Source organism: Candidatus Cardinium hertigii (assembly GCF_050864855.1).
GTDB lineage: Bacteria > Bacteroidota > Bacteroidia > Cytophagales > Amoebophilaceae > Cardinium > Cardinium hertigii_C.
Genome location: NZ_JBOZWW010000051.1, coordinates 1 through 16,752, shown reverse-complemented (window position 1 = coordinate 16,752; position 16,752 = coordinate 1). Strand labels below are relative to the sequence as shown.

Below are 16,752 nucleotides of genomic sequence, written 5' to 3'. Positions count from 1 at the left end.
AATTCACTAGATATAAATAAGTTTCAATAGGAATAGAAAGCATATATATCGAATGAACAAGGCAAAAAAAGTAGAAATCTTTGGGCTTTTTATTGCGTGGTGGATAGGCTTCCTAAGCCATCATCTAACTTTTGCCACAACCTCTCATGCAAATCTAGGCCAGAAAAATGATTTTTTCGATAAAAACGAATCATCTATTGTACATATTGGTATAATAGGGTGGGGAAAGTATACTAAAAAAAATATTCAACAACATTGGGCAGTTGGAAGGGAAATAGCCATTGGTCCTGTTGTGGAATGGCATCCCTTCAATGGAATAGGTCTTCAAATAGGGTTGTTGTATAGCCATAATTCTTTTTATACAGTAGATTTTTCACTCGATCGTAAAAAGCTATCAGATCCAGATTTATTCTCTTTTGGGCGCCGTTTTATCAACATATTATCTAAGGCTTTATCCCATCCATATCAAGGCTATACAATGCACGTTGCTTTGGGCAATATACAATTTCACGCAATAAGTATACCTTTATTTTTGCGATTGTATCCAGAAAAAAGTCGCAGATGGATATGCTATGGAGGACCTCGTTTGATATGTTTGCTTCCTGGTATAGAGAAAAAACAATATTGTCCTGTTCATGTTGACACTTCTGTAATCAAGGATATATTGTATGACAGTTTAATAGAATATAGAGATTTAGCTAATGAAGGGGAGCTTATGTTCGATGCTATTCCTGGGATAGCTCAGCATGGGTTATCAAAACTACGTTCTGCTATTCTTAAAATTGATCCCAATAACACACGCCCCCAATTGCTTAGTAATCAGCAATTCCACTGGGATTTAGTCTGGAATTTTGGGCTTGAATTTAGAGGAAGGTCTGGATTGGTAATAGGCATCAATGGCTTGGGATTGGTGTTAGGTTACGACTTTATAAAGTAATGGATTATAATTTTTTATATAAACTTTTTGTATTTGTTTATTTATATAAATAATAGATCTGAAAATCATATATATATTTATAGTCTACTTATACCAATAAATAGATGATGCAATTAGAAGCACCATACCTTTCAGGTCTTTTATTATTTAAACCTGATGTATTTTACGATGAAAGGGGCTATTTTTTTGAATCGTACCATCAAGAAAAATACAAAACCATAGGCTTAGAGGCTTCTTTTGTACAAGAGAATCAATCTTTATCTAAAAAAGGAACGGTTCGCGGCCTCCATTATCAATTGGCGCCTTATGGACAAGCCAAATTGGTGCGGGTGGTAGAAGGTATTATATGGGATGTAGTAGTAGATCTGCGTAAGGAAATGGGCACTTTTGGCAAATGGCAAGGCTTTTTACTTTCTTCAGAAAACAACCATCAGCTTTTTGTACCGGTAGGTTTTGCGCATGGCTTTATGGCCTTAAGCAATAAGGCTATAGTAGCTTATAAATGCAACAGCTATTATTGTCCAAAGGCAGAAAAAGGCATTCATTTTAAAGATCCTACATTAAATATTCCTTGGGAAGATTATGGAAAACCAGAAATTATTTCAGCAAAAGATGGCACTTTACCACTATTCCAAGAAGCACTCTATACTTTTTAGCCCGCTGACGCAGATAGAAGATTGAGATCTGAGGGTAAATCCGGATATAGCTTACTAACATTAGTACATGAACCTTGAGATAGATTTGGGTCATTTGTATGATCGAATTCTTTCTTTTTTTTCTTTTTTTGCCTTTTTTGAATGACTTTTTTCAAATATTTTATTTCATATTCTAGTATTGCAATGCTTATAGAAATAATTTCTATTGGCATCTCTTTACCACCAATAAAGGTTTCATCTAAATATATTGCATTTTTTGTTTGCTCTAGAATGTTTTTTTGATCTTCTGATTTTTTTAACTTTTTTTCAAGGTAATCTAAGTCTTTTAGATTTATTTTCAACAAAAATATTTTTTTTGGTTTTAACTTCCTAAGTTTTGCTAAATAAAATGTGACGTGCTGAAGCTTGTGTGTTCGATGCTTTAATGCATCTTTTAAATCATTTGGATTACATATAGATTTAAAATCTATATTAGCATTAGATGAAGTATAAAAAGTTGAGCGATGGTCAAACCGATGACTCTCGTATGAAGGAGGGGACGGATCAAAAGCAAAAGTAGTTGGGCAAAAGTTATATGAAGAAGCCTGTTGGCTATACTCAGAAGTAAAAACCTGATCCTTAGATGAAGAAATTGGCTCATAGCACCATGGACTAGGAGCGCTTGGACTTTGCTTTTCTTCGTTTACTTCTTGTTCTAAAAGATTTCTTTCCGCTTCTAGCACTTGTTCTGCTTCTACTAACTCTTCTATATTCTCTTCCTCTTCCTCTTCCTCTTCCTCTTGGCTAACTGAATCTGAAACACTTTTAACAGATGGAAGCGCATTAGAAGGCGTTTTACCTGTTGTTACTCTTTCAGTAGGTATCACTTTAGGTTCTGTTACTATATTGATATTTGTTAGATTAGAGGGGTGTCGTTTACATCCAGCGGCTATAGCTGTTATATAAAACATAACAGATAAACAGGATATGATAACCCTTTGTAATAAAATGGTCTGCATGATCATAACTTTGTAAGGTAATGGTAAAAAATAAACAATATGTACTTATTTTTATCTTTGTTTTCAGTGCTATTGTATTACTTTTTAATAAAATTATGCACCTTGATGCTGAATTAAGTTATTTATTGTTTACAATAGCAACGTCTAAAAAATAGAATTTTGCCACATAAGACAGATAAATTGATAAACCCCTAGAAAATATTTGAAAATTTTCACAACCTTTTGGGGATGCTTATAATTGTTTCAAAACTATATCTTCTGTTTGTGTTATGTCATGTAACATAGTGGCTATAATAAAATAGCCAACAGAATTAATATAAAAAAAATCCCAAAAATATGCTATGTAAAAGATAATAATTATGGACTTTGGAGATACGGTTTTTTTATCGCATAAAGTAGATGATCAAATGGGTTAGATAAATAATTATAACATTTAATTATCAATACAAAATAATATTATAAATCTTATTTTTTGGGGGGACTAGGGACGATTGATTAACGATTTTGGTAGTATAAGATAAAGCAAGTAGAAGAAATAATAATAGCTGCTCCTAAGAAAGCAGTTAAGGTGGGCCACTCTTGAAAAAAAAGATAACCCAATAAGATAGAAAGGACCCATTCTGTATACTTCATAGGTGCTAAGGAAGCTACTTTTGATTGCTGAAAAGCTTTTAACAAAAAATAAAGAATTAGATTGCTGCCAATGCCCAGTATACCTAAAAAAGATAGTTCAAATAACGTAGGTACTTTCCAATAGTAACAAGCTACTGGTAACATGCAACAAGAGGCTACCAAATTAGAGAAAAAAAGCATGGAAAGGATAGGCTCATATGCAACATATTTTTTATTTATAATGTCTAATGACGCAAAAACAACAGTTGCGAGGATGCACGACAAAGCAGCACTACTATAGGTAGTAGGGCGCAATATTAAGGCCATCCCTACACATGTGCATAAGGTAGCCATCCATATGGGCCAAGCCACCACTTCTTTAAGAAAAATTCTTGCTAAGATAAGGACAAAAATAGGATTGGTAAATCCTATTACCGTTGCACTGCTTATGGTAATTTTGGTTAGACTATAGGCATATAGCCCCATTCCAATGGATAAAAATAGACCACGCAAAATATGTAGGAATAGACGTTGGGTCTTAAAAGCATACTTCCCTTTATAGTACATAATAGGTACTAGTACCAAGCTACCCAATATAAAACGAAAGAAGCAAACTTGACAAGAAGGCAACTCTGTAATAAGTAATTTGGTTACCAAATCATTCAAACAACTTGCGAATATACTAAGCAACAACCAAAATAATGATTGCAAGTAAGTGTTTTTTGAAAGGAACATTAATGGATCTTTTTTAAAAAATCTTTACTTGTTTCCTTTAGAAAACGTTCGGCGTCTAGTGCAGCCATACAACCGGTTCCAGCAGCTGTGACAGCTTGTCTATAATAAGGGTCTTGAATATCTCCAGCCGCAAAAACGCCAGGAATGTTGGTTTGCGTAGTACCTGGTTTGGTTTGAATGTAACCTTGTTGATCTACCTCTATATAAGGTAGAAAGGGCGAAGTATTGGGTTGATGGCCTATCGCAACAAATAAACCAGTAGCCTCTATAAGGGTAATGGTCCTAGATAGGGTATGGACAGTTTCTACGGCTTCTATAGATTCTTGGCCTATTATATCTTTAACTTCTGTATGAAATGAAACTTGAATATTGGATCTTTTAAAAAGACGTTCCTGCATAATTTTACTAGCACGCATTTGGTCTTTACGCACTAATAAATGTACTTTTTGGCAAAGGTTGGCTAAATAAAGGGATTCTTCTGCAGCAGTATCTCCTCCACCGACTACTACAACTGTTTTACCTCTAAAAAAGAAACCATCACAAACAGCACAGGCAGAAACACCTTTGCCATATAGCCTCTTTTCTGCAGGTAAACCGAGCCATTTTGCAGATGCACCTGCAGCAATAATAACAGATTGGGCTACCACACTTGTACCGCTATCTAGTGTTAAACGGCGTGGATAAGTGGCAAAATCTACGTTGGTAATGGTACCCGTTTTAACTATAGTGCCAAATCGTTCTGCTTGGGCTTGAAAATCTTCCATCATAGCAGGGCCGGTTATACCATTTCTATAGCCAGGATAATTTTCTACCTCTCCTGTGATCGTTAATTGACCACCTGGATTGGGGCCTTGATATAGAACCGGATGTAGGCCCGCTCTAGCAGCATAGATGGCAGCTGTATAACCAGCTGGACCGCCTCCAATAATAACGAGTTGTATAGGAGAGATATGCATTTGTTGTATATATGGTATAGATTAAAGGATATTTACGCTATTATCCTAGATAGCACTTCAGTGTTTCGCTAGTAACGGCAGCCTTTAGCTTTTTAATACCTTTTTCTTTTACTTGACGTACACGCTCTCGGGTTAGGCCAAAACGGGCGCCTATTTCTTCTAAGGTAAGTATTTCTGTATTGTTCAGACCAAAATAATAGCAGAGTACATCACGTTCTCTAGGGGTAAGTACAGCCAATGAACGTTGGATTTCTTTACACAAAGAATCATTGATTAATTCACTATCTGGCTTTTTTTCTACATCGCTTTCCAATACATCTAGTAAGCTATTTTCTTCACCCTGTAGAAAGGGGGCATCTACAGAAATATGCCGTCCTGCAACTTTTAAAGCACCACGGACTTCTTCTGGATCAATCTCTAAAAATTCAGCCAATTCTTCAACCGTTGGTTCTCTTTCATACTTTTGCTCCAAACGAGAAAAAGTTCTAGAAATTTTACTAAGTGAACTAATCCGATTCAATGGCAAACGTACAATTCTAGCCTGTTCAGCTAGGGCTTGCAAGATAGATTGCCTAATCCACCAAACGGCATAAGAGATAAACTTAAATCCTCTCTTTTCGTCAAAACGCTGAGCAGATTTAATTAAACCAAGGTTACCTTCATTAATCAAATCACTCAAAGATAATCCTTGATTTTGATACTGCTTAGCCACAGAAACTACAAACCGAAGATTGGCCTTAGTCAGTCTTTCAAAAGCAGCTCTATCTCCCATTCTAATTTTCTTGGAAAGCTCAACCTCTTCATCAGCACTAAGCAATGGAACCCTGCCAATTTCCTGGAGGTATTTATCTAAGGACTGGCTTTCACGATTTGTAATTTGCTTACTTATCTTTAGTTGTCTCATAGTTTACTAAATTAAATACATGTAAAATTATATTAATGGCGTCTACTACCCACCAGCTGCTACCGCATCAGGAGAAAGCAATACTTTACGTGACAATCTATATTTTCCTGTTTTAGGATCTACACCAATAAGTTTTACCTGTAACTCTTCTCCGATTTCCAATACTTTTTCTAAATTTTCAATGCGTTCCAAGCGAACTTCTGAAACATGTAAAAACCCATCTTTCCCAGGCATAAATTCTACAAATGCACCGTAGTTTAGCACGGATTTAACCTTACCCAGGTATATTTCACCAATAGAAGGCTTAGCGGTAATGGTATGTATTTTACCAACCGCTTTTTGCAACATTTCTTGATTCGCAGCAAATATAGTAACAATGCCTTTATAGCCTTTTTCAACAATATCTATATTGGCGTAGGTCTCTTTCTGGATTTCTTGTATAACCTTGCCTCCTGGTCCAATGATGGCACCAATCATCTCTTTTTCAACTTCTATAGTAACAATTTTAGGCGCATGCGGTTTGCTATTTGGACGAGCCATGGCTATGGTTTTTCCCATTTCTTGTAGGATATACAACCTACCTTCTTTGGCTTGATAAAGTGCTTTTTCTAACATTTCATATGAAATACCAGCCACTTTTATATCCATTTGGCATGCTGTAATCCCTTGTTGGGTACCCGCTACCTTAAAATCCATATCACCAACACTATCTTCATCCCCTAGAATATCAGACAAAACAGCAAAACGTCCTGTAGCAGGATCTGTAATCATTCCCATAGCAATCCCTGAAACAGGGGCTTTAATAGGAATGCCTGCATCCATTAGGGCCAATGATCCGGCACAAACAGTGGCCATAGAAGAAGAGCCATTGGATTCAAGAATATCTGATACCACACGTATGGTATACAAGTTTTCTTTATCAGGTGGTAACACAGCTTTTAATGCACGCATGGCCAGATTCCCATGACCTATTTCACGACGAGAAGGCCCCCTATTCGGCTTAACTTCTCCAGTAGAGAAACCAGGAAAATTATAATGAAGCATAAAACGATTATAGCCATCTTCCATAGCTCTGTCAATGATTTGCTCATCGAACTTACTGCCAAGGGTAACGGTAGTCAGGGATTGTGTCTCACCTCTTGTAAAGAGGGCAGAACCATGTGCAGATGGTAAATAATCTATTTCAGATTCAATCGATCTAATTTGATCTAACTGGCGACCATCTAAACGTATGCTTTCATTTAAAATAAGTGCTCGAATGGCCTGATTTTGGAGTTCAAGTAGAAAGTCTTTTTGCTGGGCAACAGATATTTGCTGACCATTTTGGTCCTGTACCAGTTCCGAACTGTAACGATCCATTACCGCCATAAAAGCTTCTTTACGCAAAGTTTTGGAAGGGATATGTTGCTTGGCAACAGCATACATATCGGCATAAATGGCTTCATGTAAAGCAGGTCCGCAGACGAGGGTAGTAGGTAGATCGTTGCCCGTATCTGTTTTTTTTTCGATACCAACAGCTGCCATAAGCTCCCGCTGCACTTGACAGTGTAGCTTAATGGCATCATGGGCGAAACGCATAGCCGCTATCATATCTGCTTCTTGCACTTCATCCATTGCTCCCTCTACCATAAGTATACTATCATCAGTAGCGGCTACCATAAGGTTCATATCCGCTTTTTCAAGTAAACTAGGCGGTGGATTGATTAAAAAAATACCATCTATACGGGCCACACGTACCTCTGAAATAGGCCCATTGAATGGAATAGACGAAACAGATAAAGCAGAAGAAGCTGCTAAAGCAGCAAGTGCATCTGGTAAAATAGTTTCATCAGCAGATATTAACGATATATTTACCTGAATTTCACTGTTAATTTTTTTTGGAAAAAGAGGACGAATGGCACGATCGACCAACCTAGCAATTAAAACTTCATGATCTCCTAGCCTACCTTCCCGTTTTAAAAAACCTCCAGGTATTTTACCAGAAGCAGCAAATTTCTCTTGGTAATCTACAGAAAGGGGTAAAAAATTATAGGCTTCTTCTTCTGCAGCTGCTTTAGCTACCACAGTAGCTAAAATCAGCGCATTACCCATTCGGATCACAACAGAACCGTTGGATTGCATGGCTAATTTACCTGTTTCTATAGTAATCACCCGATTATCTGGCAACTTGATTGTTTTTGAAATTAATTTTCTGAGCATATAGGTATAATGGAGTGATGATATACAACGGCATTAAGTGGATTAGAACGCAGGAAAAATATACCACAAAGCTTTTCCTACAGAATCTTATGAATCAAAATGTAAATAGGAGAAGTTTTAAAACTAAACAAACACTATAGTCTAACTATATTTGAAAATAGTTAAAAAACAACTATTTTCTTAAGCCAAGACTGTTAATAATAGCTCTATAGCGACTTAGGTCTTCTTTCTTAAGATAAGCTAATAATCTTTTTCGCTTACCTACTAACTTCAAAAGACCTAACTTTGCAGCATGATCTTTCTTTTTAACACTTAGATGATCTGTTAAGTGTTTAATTCTATAGGTAAATAGTGCAATCTGTGATTCTGAAGAACCACTGTCTTGTTCAGATTTTTTAAATCCAAAAGTTCTAAAAAGATCGCCTTTGCCTGAGTTGTTGAAGGTAAAAGTCTTCAAAATATCTTCTTTGTTTTCTTTATTTTGGTTGGTCAACTTCATAATGTTATTGCAATAAATTTAAACTCACCCTAACTAAAGTAAATTTAGTTATAAAGTCGTTCATTGGCAAATTTAAACTGGGTGTCTATCCAGTACTGTATAGACCGGTTCCTTGAAAAAAAGGATAAAAACATAAGCTTTATGATGCGCCTTGTTTTTTAAACAAGGATGGCAAACTACCCAATACATTGGATCCTTTTTTATGTACTTTTTTCATCATTTTACAGATCATATCAAACTGTTTGAGTAATTGATTGACCTCTTGGATTGTTTTTCCGCTACCATGTGCAATACGTTCACGACGACTTTGATCAATAATGTGGGGATTTCTTCTTTCTTGAACAGTCATAGAGGCTATAATTACCTTGCAATTTTTAAATAGATCATCCTCTAAAGGTAGAGCTGATACCGCTTTTCCTAGACCAGGTAACATGGCAACCATTTCTTTGAGACTTCCTATTTTTTCAATTTTTTGAATTTGTTTATCTAAATCTTCTAAATTAAATTGATTGCTTTTTATCTTTTGCTGCAAATTACGCTGTTGTGTTTCATTATAGACGGCTTCTGCACGTTCTACAAAGGAGATCACATCACCCATGCCCAGAATACGACTGGCCATACGATCTGGATGAAAAAGATCTAAATCTTGCATTTTTTCACCTGTACTGATAAACTTAATGGGTTTATCTACTACACTACGAATAGATAGTGCAGCACCTCCACGGGCATCTCCATCTAATTTGGTAAGTACTACTCCATCAAAATTAAGCTTTTCATTAAAAGCTTGTGCAGTGGTAACAGCGTCTTGACCGGCCATAGCGTCTACTACAAAAAGTGTTTCAGAAGGGCTTAAAAGTTCTTTAAGCATACAAATTTCTTGCATCATTGCTTCATCAGTAGTCAAACGACCTGCGGTATCTACAATAACCAGATCAAATGCTTTACTTTTGGCTTCTTGAATAGCATTTTGGGCAACAGTATAGGGTTTTTGTTCTAATGGTTCTGTATAAACGCTTATATTAAGTTGTGCGCCTAATGTTTTTAGTTGGTCAACTGCTGCCGGTCTATAGAGATCGCAAGCTACTAAGAGGGGGTTTTTATTTTTTTTTTGGTAGAAATATCCCAACTTCCCTACCAAAGTTGTTTTGCCGGCTCCTTGCAGTCCGGCTACAAGTATAACAGCTGGATGGCCAGTGAGGCGAACTTCAGTATGGATGCCTCCCATTAAATCTGTTAAAGCATCTTGGACCAGTTTTGTAAAGAGCTGTCCTGGCGAAACAGATGTAATCACATTGGTTCCAATTGCTTTTTGCTTAATAGCATCTGTGACTTGCTTGGCCACTTTGTAATGCACATCCGCTTGAACCAAACTTCTACGGATTTCTTTTATAGTAGCAGCAATGTTTATTTCTGTAATACGACCTTGTCCTTTTAAGGACTTAATCGCCTTTTCTAGATTCGCACTAAGACTCTGAAACATATTATTTTAAGATTGGGTGATGGTTTGGTAATGGAGCGTAGTACAATTGTGCTCTTGTAAAATCGTTTCAGCAATTGCTTGAATCGTTGCTAAGTCAACCTGTTGAATACAATCAATATGATTGTTTACTAGGTTGGTATCACCTTGTAAAGTAGCTATGGCCAATTCTTGTGCACGATCTACCAGATTTACTTGACCAAAAACAAGTTGTGCCTCTATCTGATTTTTTGCTTTTTCTAATGCAAGAGGGGCAATGGCTTTGATTTGATTCAATAGGGCTACTAAAGCATTTTCTGCTTCTTCAAATGTAACTTTTGGGAGCAAGCTTCCGCTAATGACCAGTAGACCAGGGTCTAATGATTCAGTGGTATAGGCATTTATTCTGGTGTAAAGGGGCTTTTTTTCTATTAGATTGGCATATAGCAAAGAAGACTTTCCTTCACTAAGTAGGTTGCATAATACGATTGCTGCATAGTAACCAGCCATACCTTTTGCTGGCATATGGTAGGCTTTATACAAAACAGGGAAGGGAACATCACCCTGCACTACCTTTCGTCTAGATTGTAGTTGATCTGGTTCTTGAGGCAACAATCTATGATAAGGAGGGCCAGCAGGAATGGGTTCAAACCATTTTTTGCATAAAGCTGCTACTTGTGGTTGGGTCACTTTACCTGCCACTACCAAAATAGCATTATTGGGTCTATAAAATTTGTAAGAAAAGGCTTTGACGTCCTCCATAGTTGCATTCTCTATGTGGCTCAATGATTGGCCAATAGTAGGCCATCTGTAGGGATGTGTTGTATAGGCCATGTTGGTTAAATGGTGCCATGCATCACCATAGGGTTGGTTTAGATAACGCTCTTTAAATTCTTCTACTACTACTTTTCGTTGTACCTCGAGTGATTTTTCGTTAAATGCAAGTCCAAGCATTCGGTCAGATTCAAGCCAAAAAGCTGTTTCTAAGTTAACAGCAGGTAGTGCGCAATAATAATTGGTTACATCTGTGGTTGTGTATGCATTGTTGTCACCGCCTACTTGCTGTAACGGGGTGTCATACGCAGGAATATTAGAAGATCCACCGAACATTAGATGTTCAAATAAATGGGCAAAACCTGTTTTTAAAGGATGTTCATCTCGAGATCCTACATCATACATGAGATTCATTACTGCAATATGGGTAGTTGCATCTTCATGCACAATAACTTGCAAGCCATTGGATAAAGTAAATTTTTGAAAATGAATCATTTTATTTATCGGATCAAATAAACATGAAATAACTATAGTGGATTACATCCAATAATAGGTGGCAGGTTAGCTGGATTAACCGTTCCACAAAAAGATTGATAAACAGGTCCAACCAAATGAATATCGATAAAACGACCATCTGGTAGATGTCTAAAAGTTACTTGCAGTTTACCACCTTTAGTGGTTACTTTTACAGGGCTATTTAAGCCATAATAGGCACTGGCAACCAATGCACTAGCAACAGCTCCTGTACCACATGACAATGGTTCTGAATCTAATCCACATTCACATGTTCGAATTCGTATCGCATCTGGTTCAAGCAATTGGACAAAATTGATATTAACGCCCTCTTTTTCAAATGGATACATATTGCGTTTTGGAAAACCAACTGCTTCCATATCCATTCGCTCAATCACATCGACCATTTCTACATAATGGCGGGTTCCATTGTTTAAGAAATAACCGCTACCTAGTGGTTGAACTAAGGTTACATCTTGTAAGGTTAAGTCAACTAGTTCATTACGTATATAACCTATGTGTGCACCATCTATAGCAGTAAAATAGGCTTTTTGATCTATAATGCCTAACACTTGTGCATAGTGCAGCGCGGACCGACTGCCATTGCCACACAACCCATCACCCTGACTGCCATCTGCATTGTAGTGTAATAGGGCAAAATCATAACCTGCTTTTTTTTCAATGGAAATAATACCATCTGCACCAATACCAAATTGCCTATGGCACAGTTGCTTGGTTAGAAGAGGATTATATGTATAATAGTGATCTTGAAAATTATCAATGATGATAAAATCATTTCCGGCAGCTTGGTACTTAGCAAAGTTAAATTGCATAAAACCATTAAAATAAATTAAAACTTAGCATATAAAACGCTTCCTAATGTATAAAAATAGCTTTATACTCTTGTGCCTATTGTTATAGGATGAATAGCTTGATATAGAACCTAGGAAGTAAAAACATTGCAATCTACAAATAATTCTTTAAAAGTTTCAGGGAAATGCTATGTGAAAAGATAGTAAAATGGATAACCATTTGGTTTTTTAAGTAAAAAATACAGAGAGAATCGTAACTATAAAGTTTTATTGCATAGCAAGCATAATAAATTTTTACTGACAATCAAATAATATATTATTTTCTTCCTATTGGCCAGATGCATAGACATAAATGTATTATTGGCTTTGATTGTATATATAAAATATTTATAATATTGGGTTTTATAGATGTATCATGTAACTTTTATTATTTTTTTAATGTTGCCATTTCAAGTTTTGCTGCTCGTATTTATAATCGGCCTTTTTTGCTTACTGGATGCTTCTTATGTGAAAAAGAAGCTGATGAAACTAGAACCATGTAATACTATTATAGGCTATACTGGCTGTTATGTTATACTTACTACTGCGGTATTAAGTTACGTAGGACAATGTCTTGTTTACTGGTATATACTGCAAGTTGCAGCAGGTATTTGGCTGATAGGTTATTCGGTTGTTTCCCATACCCGAGTTCCATCTTGGCAAACTAATAGATCTTGGCTGATGGGGGCAATGTTTTGTCTTCCCATAAATGTACTTTGGCATTGGTGGCGTGTGACTGATTATTTATTTCTATTAAAGCTATCTCTAGCACATTTGTCTGTAGCTTTATTTGTATTTCCTTTGCCTTTAGGAATGATTGTTCTAGCGGTTACATTATCAGCCATTGTTTATGTATCCTATTTTGTAGACAATTTGATCGAGTTAACGGATGATATAGTGGTTCTATTCGGGTTTAGCATACTGGTTTTTACTATGATCATTTATTGTAAAGTCCAAATAGCTGATTACAGCGCACATAATCGCTACTTAAAAAGTAAAAAAAAGCTGGAAGGAGAGAAAAATTACAAATTAAAGCTAAAACAAACGATCCATAATTTGCACATGCGTGCTAAAACGCCTTATTCAAAAAGAGATAGCAATTTTTTAAATAAAATAGTAGAAATCGTGATGGAGTCTCCTTTATTTTTAGAAGATGACGCCCTGTATAAGGAAGATTTGAATATTATTATAAATAAATTTGTCGCTTGGTCTATTTTCTTAAAAGAGCATACTAAATCTAAGTTTCATCTACCATTGTTACCGACTGAAATTGACTTAAACGAATTGATTCAGGAATTGGAAACTAAGTTAAATGGTTCAGTGGAATCTGCACTAGAATTAATTATAGTGCAAGGAGATGTTGACATGACTGCTAAGATTGTATGTGATGTCAACCAAGTAATCCATTTATTGGTAGCTGTTGTTTTGCGTATTATTCACCTAGAACAAAGTCGATCTATACGTATTCAACTACATACTACTCGATTAAAATACTACAAATATAACCGTATTAAAAAACAAAAGCCTCCAGAAATAGTCTTTCCAGCTATAGCTTTAGTAGTGAACAGTGCCGATACACCTCTATCCAAACTTCCTTCCATTAAAAGCTATTATGAGGATATCACCGAAGGAATAGAACTAATAGGAGCTCTTAACCAGCAAAGTTCAGAACGAATAAATGTACAAAAAGAACCAATAGAACGGAACATTCGTGCCCATTATGGTTATTTACAATTTTCTCCTTCTAAAGAAAAAACCATTCTACTGGTATTGCCTTGTAATGTAAGCGTTGTTCAGCATGAAATGGTTACCAAGTTGGCTCCTTCTAATAGTTATATAAATAAAAGTGAAATAGATACTTCCATGGAACTATTAATGAAATTCAATGACTATGCTTGCAAGATGTGTAATATCCGTATAGGTGCAATGGATGAAATATTGCTACTCCTAAGGCGTTGTTATGCTTTTAGAAGACATGCATCAGGAAAACTGTTCTATGTCCGTGCAGTAGGCATTGCACGTTTGGTAACAGATTGGGTAGATTATGCGCCTGAACCAATCTATGCTGCTTTGTTATATGATTTAGTGGTTTATACCGACCTGCCTATTTCTTATATTAAGGCTAATTATAGCCTAGCTATTTTTTCTTTTGTCCAATCTATTCTTTCGATAGAGAACCGAAAAGCCCTAGAGCCATCTGGACTCTGTATAGATAATCAACGTAAAAAAATAGTTAACCAAGACCAGCTTTTTATACTTTGTATAAAATTAGCTGAGCGACTTTATGATTTACGACAAGCCTATGGTTATACCCATAAAATTCAGGTATTCAATATGGCGAAAGAGACCCTTACAGTAGATATTTGCTTGGCTAAAAAATATCTAGATAACGACATAGTAGAAGCGTTGGAAAGGGCAGCTCAACAGGCATTGAGGATTTAAATTTTGTAAGTATAGCGGACTGAAAAAATTCAGAGAATTTTTTATAAATTTTATTTCCATTTCATAGCCTACATTGTTTGGATGGTCCATATAAACCTCCAGATTTTGCAGTCCACTACATGTGGCTATGGCACATTTTATGATTAAATTTGATAGTGGAATTTAAGTATTTATACAATCTTATAGAAAGTCCTCTGGAATGCAGCATGACTTAATTTTTTTCGTTTTTATGTCATTTGAAACACCTTTACTGCTCATAGCATTATTTTTATTGCTTACCTTAGTCATAGGACTATCTTCTGTTAAAATAGGTATGACCTTTCGAGAGTATGCTATAGGGAAAAGAGCTTTTTCTACCACTACATTAGTCATTACCTTATTAGCTTCTTATTATGGGGGAGGGATTATCATCCGAAATGTCACTACATTTTCTTCGAGTAGCTTTTTCTGGATAGTTTGGCAATTTTTTATAAATGGGTTTGTTTTATTGACCATTAGTTGGTTAGCAGGGCATATGGGTAAGTTTATGTATCATATGTCTATGCCAGAAACAATGGGGCGCATATATGGAAGATATCCAAGGATGATTACTGCTTTACTTAGCATTCCTTATTTGATTGCTTTTGTTGCTATACAAATTAAAGTCATGTCTCAGGCTATAAACATATGTATCCCTTCAAATTCATATATAGTTACCATAGTTGCTACTACCATTCTTTGTCTGTATACAATGTTTGGTGGTATTCATGCAGTTACTTTTACCGATGTATGGCAGTTTATAGTTTTTTTTTGCATTATACTTATACTAACGTGGCTCACCTTTAAGCATCTAAATCAACCAACTGTTGAAATTATTACTTTTTTGAAAGGCCAAAAAAAATTTGATTTAACTATGTCTAATATCTTTTTCCCATTTCAAAATAAACTATTGCCTATTCTTTACTATCTATCTGTTATAGCTAATATAGAACCTTCTATTGTGCAAGTGGTTTATATGTCTGCTACCCCTTCCCAAGCCAAAAACGTATTTAGATATGCTGCTTTTGTTTCCTATATTATTATGGCCTGCATATTATTAATAAGTTTATTTGTGTTTATAAAGATGTCAGATTTACCTAGTATATCGGTTTGGGACTATATTCTAGCTACTACCTCTCCCAATATTAGGGCACTGATTTGTATTTGTTTGTTGGCTATGTCTATGTCCACAGCGGACTCTAAGCTACATACTTCTGCTATTTTGATTATTTATGATCTATTTGGTAGTATAGTTCATACCAAAATGGTTTGTGGCAAACAGATTTTATTGACGCGCATCACTATCGTAGTGGTATCTATATTTGCTATGCTATTGTCGTTCTATGAGCACTTTTTTGCTCATTTACTTAGTTTGCTTGTTTCGACTACTTGTATATATGCGGTTGTAGTAATTGCTCCATTTATTTTAGCTGTTTTAGGCTTCTGTATTACTGCTCCTATTGCTTTGATGGGTATGGCTACAGGTATATGTACCCTATATGCTTGGCAAAAATGGGTCAGTCATATGGTAGGCCCAACGAGTGGTACTTTTATTGCTATATTAGCCAATGCTTTATTTATGCTAGTGACGCACTATATGAGCATAAAAAAGCAGAAAAATTTATAAATTAAAAATCATTTGTATAAATATTAATAAATCAACTAATTTCTACGGTAGAAAAAATTATATATAATATTTTCATAACCAACTAAAAAATTGAATATAAAAACTGAAAAATATAACATATTATTCAAGTTTCTGATATCTTATAACTAAGTTTATACTATCTGCATTAGAATGTATCCCAAATATTATACCCTGGTATTAAATATTTTTATAAGTTTCTTTTTTGCTACAGTTTCTTGTAGTATTAGGCGTACCGTTTTTTTTGTCAACAACGGCCCATGCCATGTTATTAACCCTAATGCGTTATGTGGAGGACATATAGTTCGTTATGAGAGAACTTATCAAGATTTGAGACCGTTGTTATAGATAGTTATTATAATTTTTGATAAGGTTGTAGTTGTATTTTTTGTAGTTTTTATGGTTAAGGATGCATAAATTTCATTATTTATTGATTTTCAAGTTAATATTTGTATATTTTAGATATACCATCCCCCTAAAAACCCTTTAAAATGATATTTGGAGCTCTATATAAATTATAGGCTATAGATTCCATAACATGTTGCGTATGGGTTTTA

Annotated in this window: 13 protein-coding genes; 4 read left to right on the top strand and 9 right to left on the bottom strand. The window is 35.4% G+C overall.

Annotated elements, in window-relative coordinates; genetic code table 11:
- Positions 1 to 52 precede the first annotated feature (52 nt).
- Both ACRRVB_RS02550 and rfbC read left to right on the top strand, forming a co-directional pair.
- A complete protein-coding gene (locus ACRRVB_RS02550) occupies positions 53 to 937 on the top strand; it encodes a hypothetical protein (protein WP_432466419.1) in 885 nt (294 codons plus the stop codon).
- Between the two features lie 104 nt (positions 938 to 1,041).
- Positions 1,042 to 1,593: a dTDP-4-dehydrorhamnose 3,5-epimerase gene (gene rfbC, locus ACRRVB_RS02545; protein WP_432466418.1), complete on the top strand. Its 552-nt coding sequence runs from the start codon at positions 1,042 to 1,044 to the stop codon at positions 1,591 to 1,593.
- Here rfbC and ACRRVB_RS02540 read toward each other — a convergent pair.
- The 9 genes from ACRRVB_RS02540 to dapF all read right to left on the bottom strand — a co-directional run bounded on the left by ACRRVB_RS02540 (position 1,590) and on the right by dapF (position 12,072).
- Positions 1,590 to 2,591, bottom strand: coding sequence for a hypothetical protein (locus ACRRVB_RS02540; protein WP_432466417.1), 1,002 nt, complete (start codon positions 2,589 to 2,591; stop codon positions 1,590 to 1,592). The two genes, rfbC and ACRRVB_RS02540, sit on opposite strands and share 4 nt — an antisense overlap.
- Positions 2,592 to 3,086: 495 nt before the next feature.
- Positions 3,087 to 3,914 carry a DMT family transporter gene (locus ACRRVB_RS02535; protein ID WP_432466416.1) on the bottom strand — a complete coding sequence of 276 codons (828 nt, stop codon included), beginning with the start codon at positions 3,912 to 3,914 and terminating at the stop codon, positions 3,087 to 3,089.
- Positions 3,915 to 3,937: 23 nt separating this feature from the next.
- Entirely contained in the window at positions 3,938 to 4,894 is a 957-nt protein-coding gene (trxB, locus tag ACRRVB_RS02530; RefSeq protein ID WP_432466415.1) for a thioredoxin-disulfide reductase, read from the bottom strand.
- Positions 4,895 to 4,934: 40 nt separating this feature from the next.
- A complete protein-coding gene (locus ACRRVB_RS02525; RefSeq protein WP_432466414.1) occupies positions 4,935 to 5,798 on the bottom strand; it encodes a sigma-70 family RNA polymerase sigma factor in 864 nt (287 codons plus the stop codon).
- 45 nt (positions 5,799 to 5,843) lie between these two features.
- On the bottom strand, positions 5,844 to 7,997 hold the full coding sequence (pnp, locus tag ACRRVB_RS02520) for a polyribonucleotide nucleotidyltransferase (RefSeq protein WP_432466413.1): 2,154 nt from the start codon (positions 7,995 to 7,997) through the stop codon (positions 5,844 to 5,846).
- A 172-nt stretch (positions 7,998 to 8,169) separates the two neighbouring features.
- Positions 8,170 to 8,496, bottom strand: a complete 327-nt coding sequence (gene rpsO / locus ACRRVB_RS02515; protein WP_432466412.1) for a 30S ribosomal protein S15 — start codon at positions 8,494 to 8,496, stop codon at positions 8,170 to 8,172.
- A 139-nt stretch (positions 8,497 to 8,635) separates the two neighbouring features.
- Positions 8,636 to 9,976, bottom strand: a complete 1,341-nt coding sequence (gene ffh / locus ACRRVB_RS02510; protein WP_432466411.1) for a signal recognition particle protein — start codon at positions 9,974 to 9,976, stop codon at positions 8,636 to 8,638.
- A 6-nt stretch (positions 9,977 to 9,982) separates the two neighbouring features.
- The gene (locus ACRRVB_RS02505; protein ID WP_432466410.1) at positions 9,983 to 11,221 is read right to left on the bottom strand and encodes a M16 family metallopeptidase; all 1,239 of its coding nucleotides are present in this window, start codon (positions 11,219 to 11,221) and stop codon (positions 9,983 to 9,985) included.
- A 32-nt stretch (positions 11,222 to 11,253) separates the two neighbouring features.
- Entirely contained in the window at positions 11,254 to 12,072 is an 819-nt protein-coding gene (gene dapF, locus ACRRVB_RS02500; RefSeq protein ID WP_432466409.1) for a diaminopimelate epimerase, read from the bottom strand.
- Positions 12,073 to 12,573: 501 nt separating this feature from the next.
- Between dapF and ACRRVB_RS02495 the strand changes: the two genes are divergently transcribed.
- Both ACRRVB_RS02495 and ACRRVB_RS02490 read left to right on the top strand, forming a co-directional pair.
- Positions 12,574 to 14,532 (top strand): HD domain-containing protein, encoded by a 1,959-nt coding sequence (locus ACRRVB_RS02495; RefSeq protein ID WP_432466408.1) that lies wholly within the window; start codon positions 12,574 to 12,576, stop codon positions 14,530 to 14,532.
- A 229-nt stretch (positions 14,533 to 14,761) separates the two neighbouring features.
- A complete protein-coding gene (locus ACRRVB_RS02490) occupies positions 14,762 to 16,177 on the top strand; it encodes a sodium:solute symporter family protein (RefSeq protein ID WP_432466407.1) in 1,416 nt (471 codons plus the stop codon).
- Positions 16,178 to 16,752: the final 575 nt, after the last annotated feature.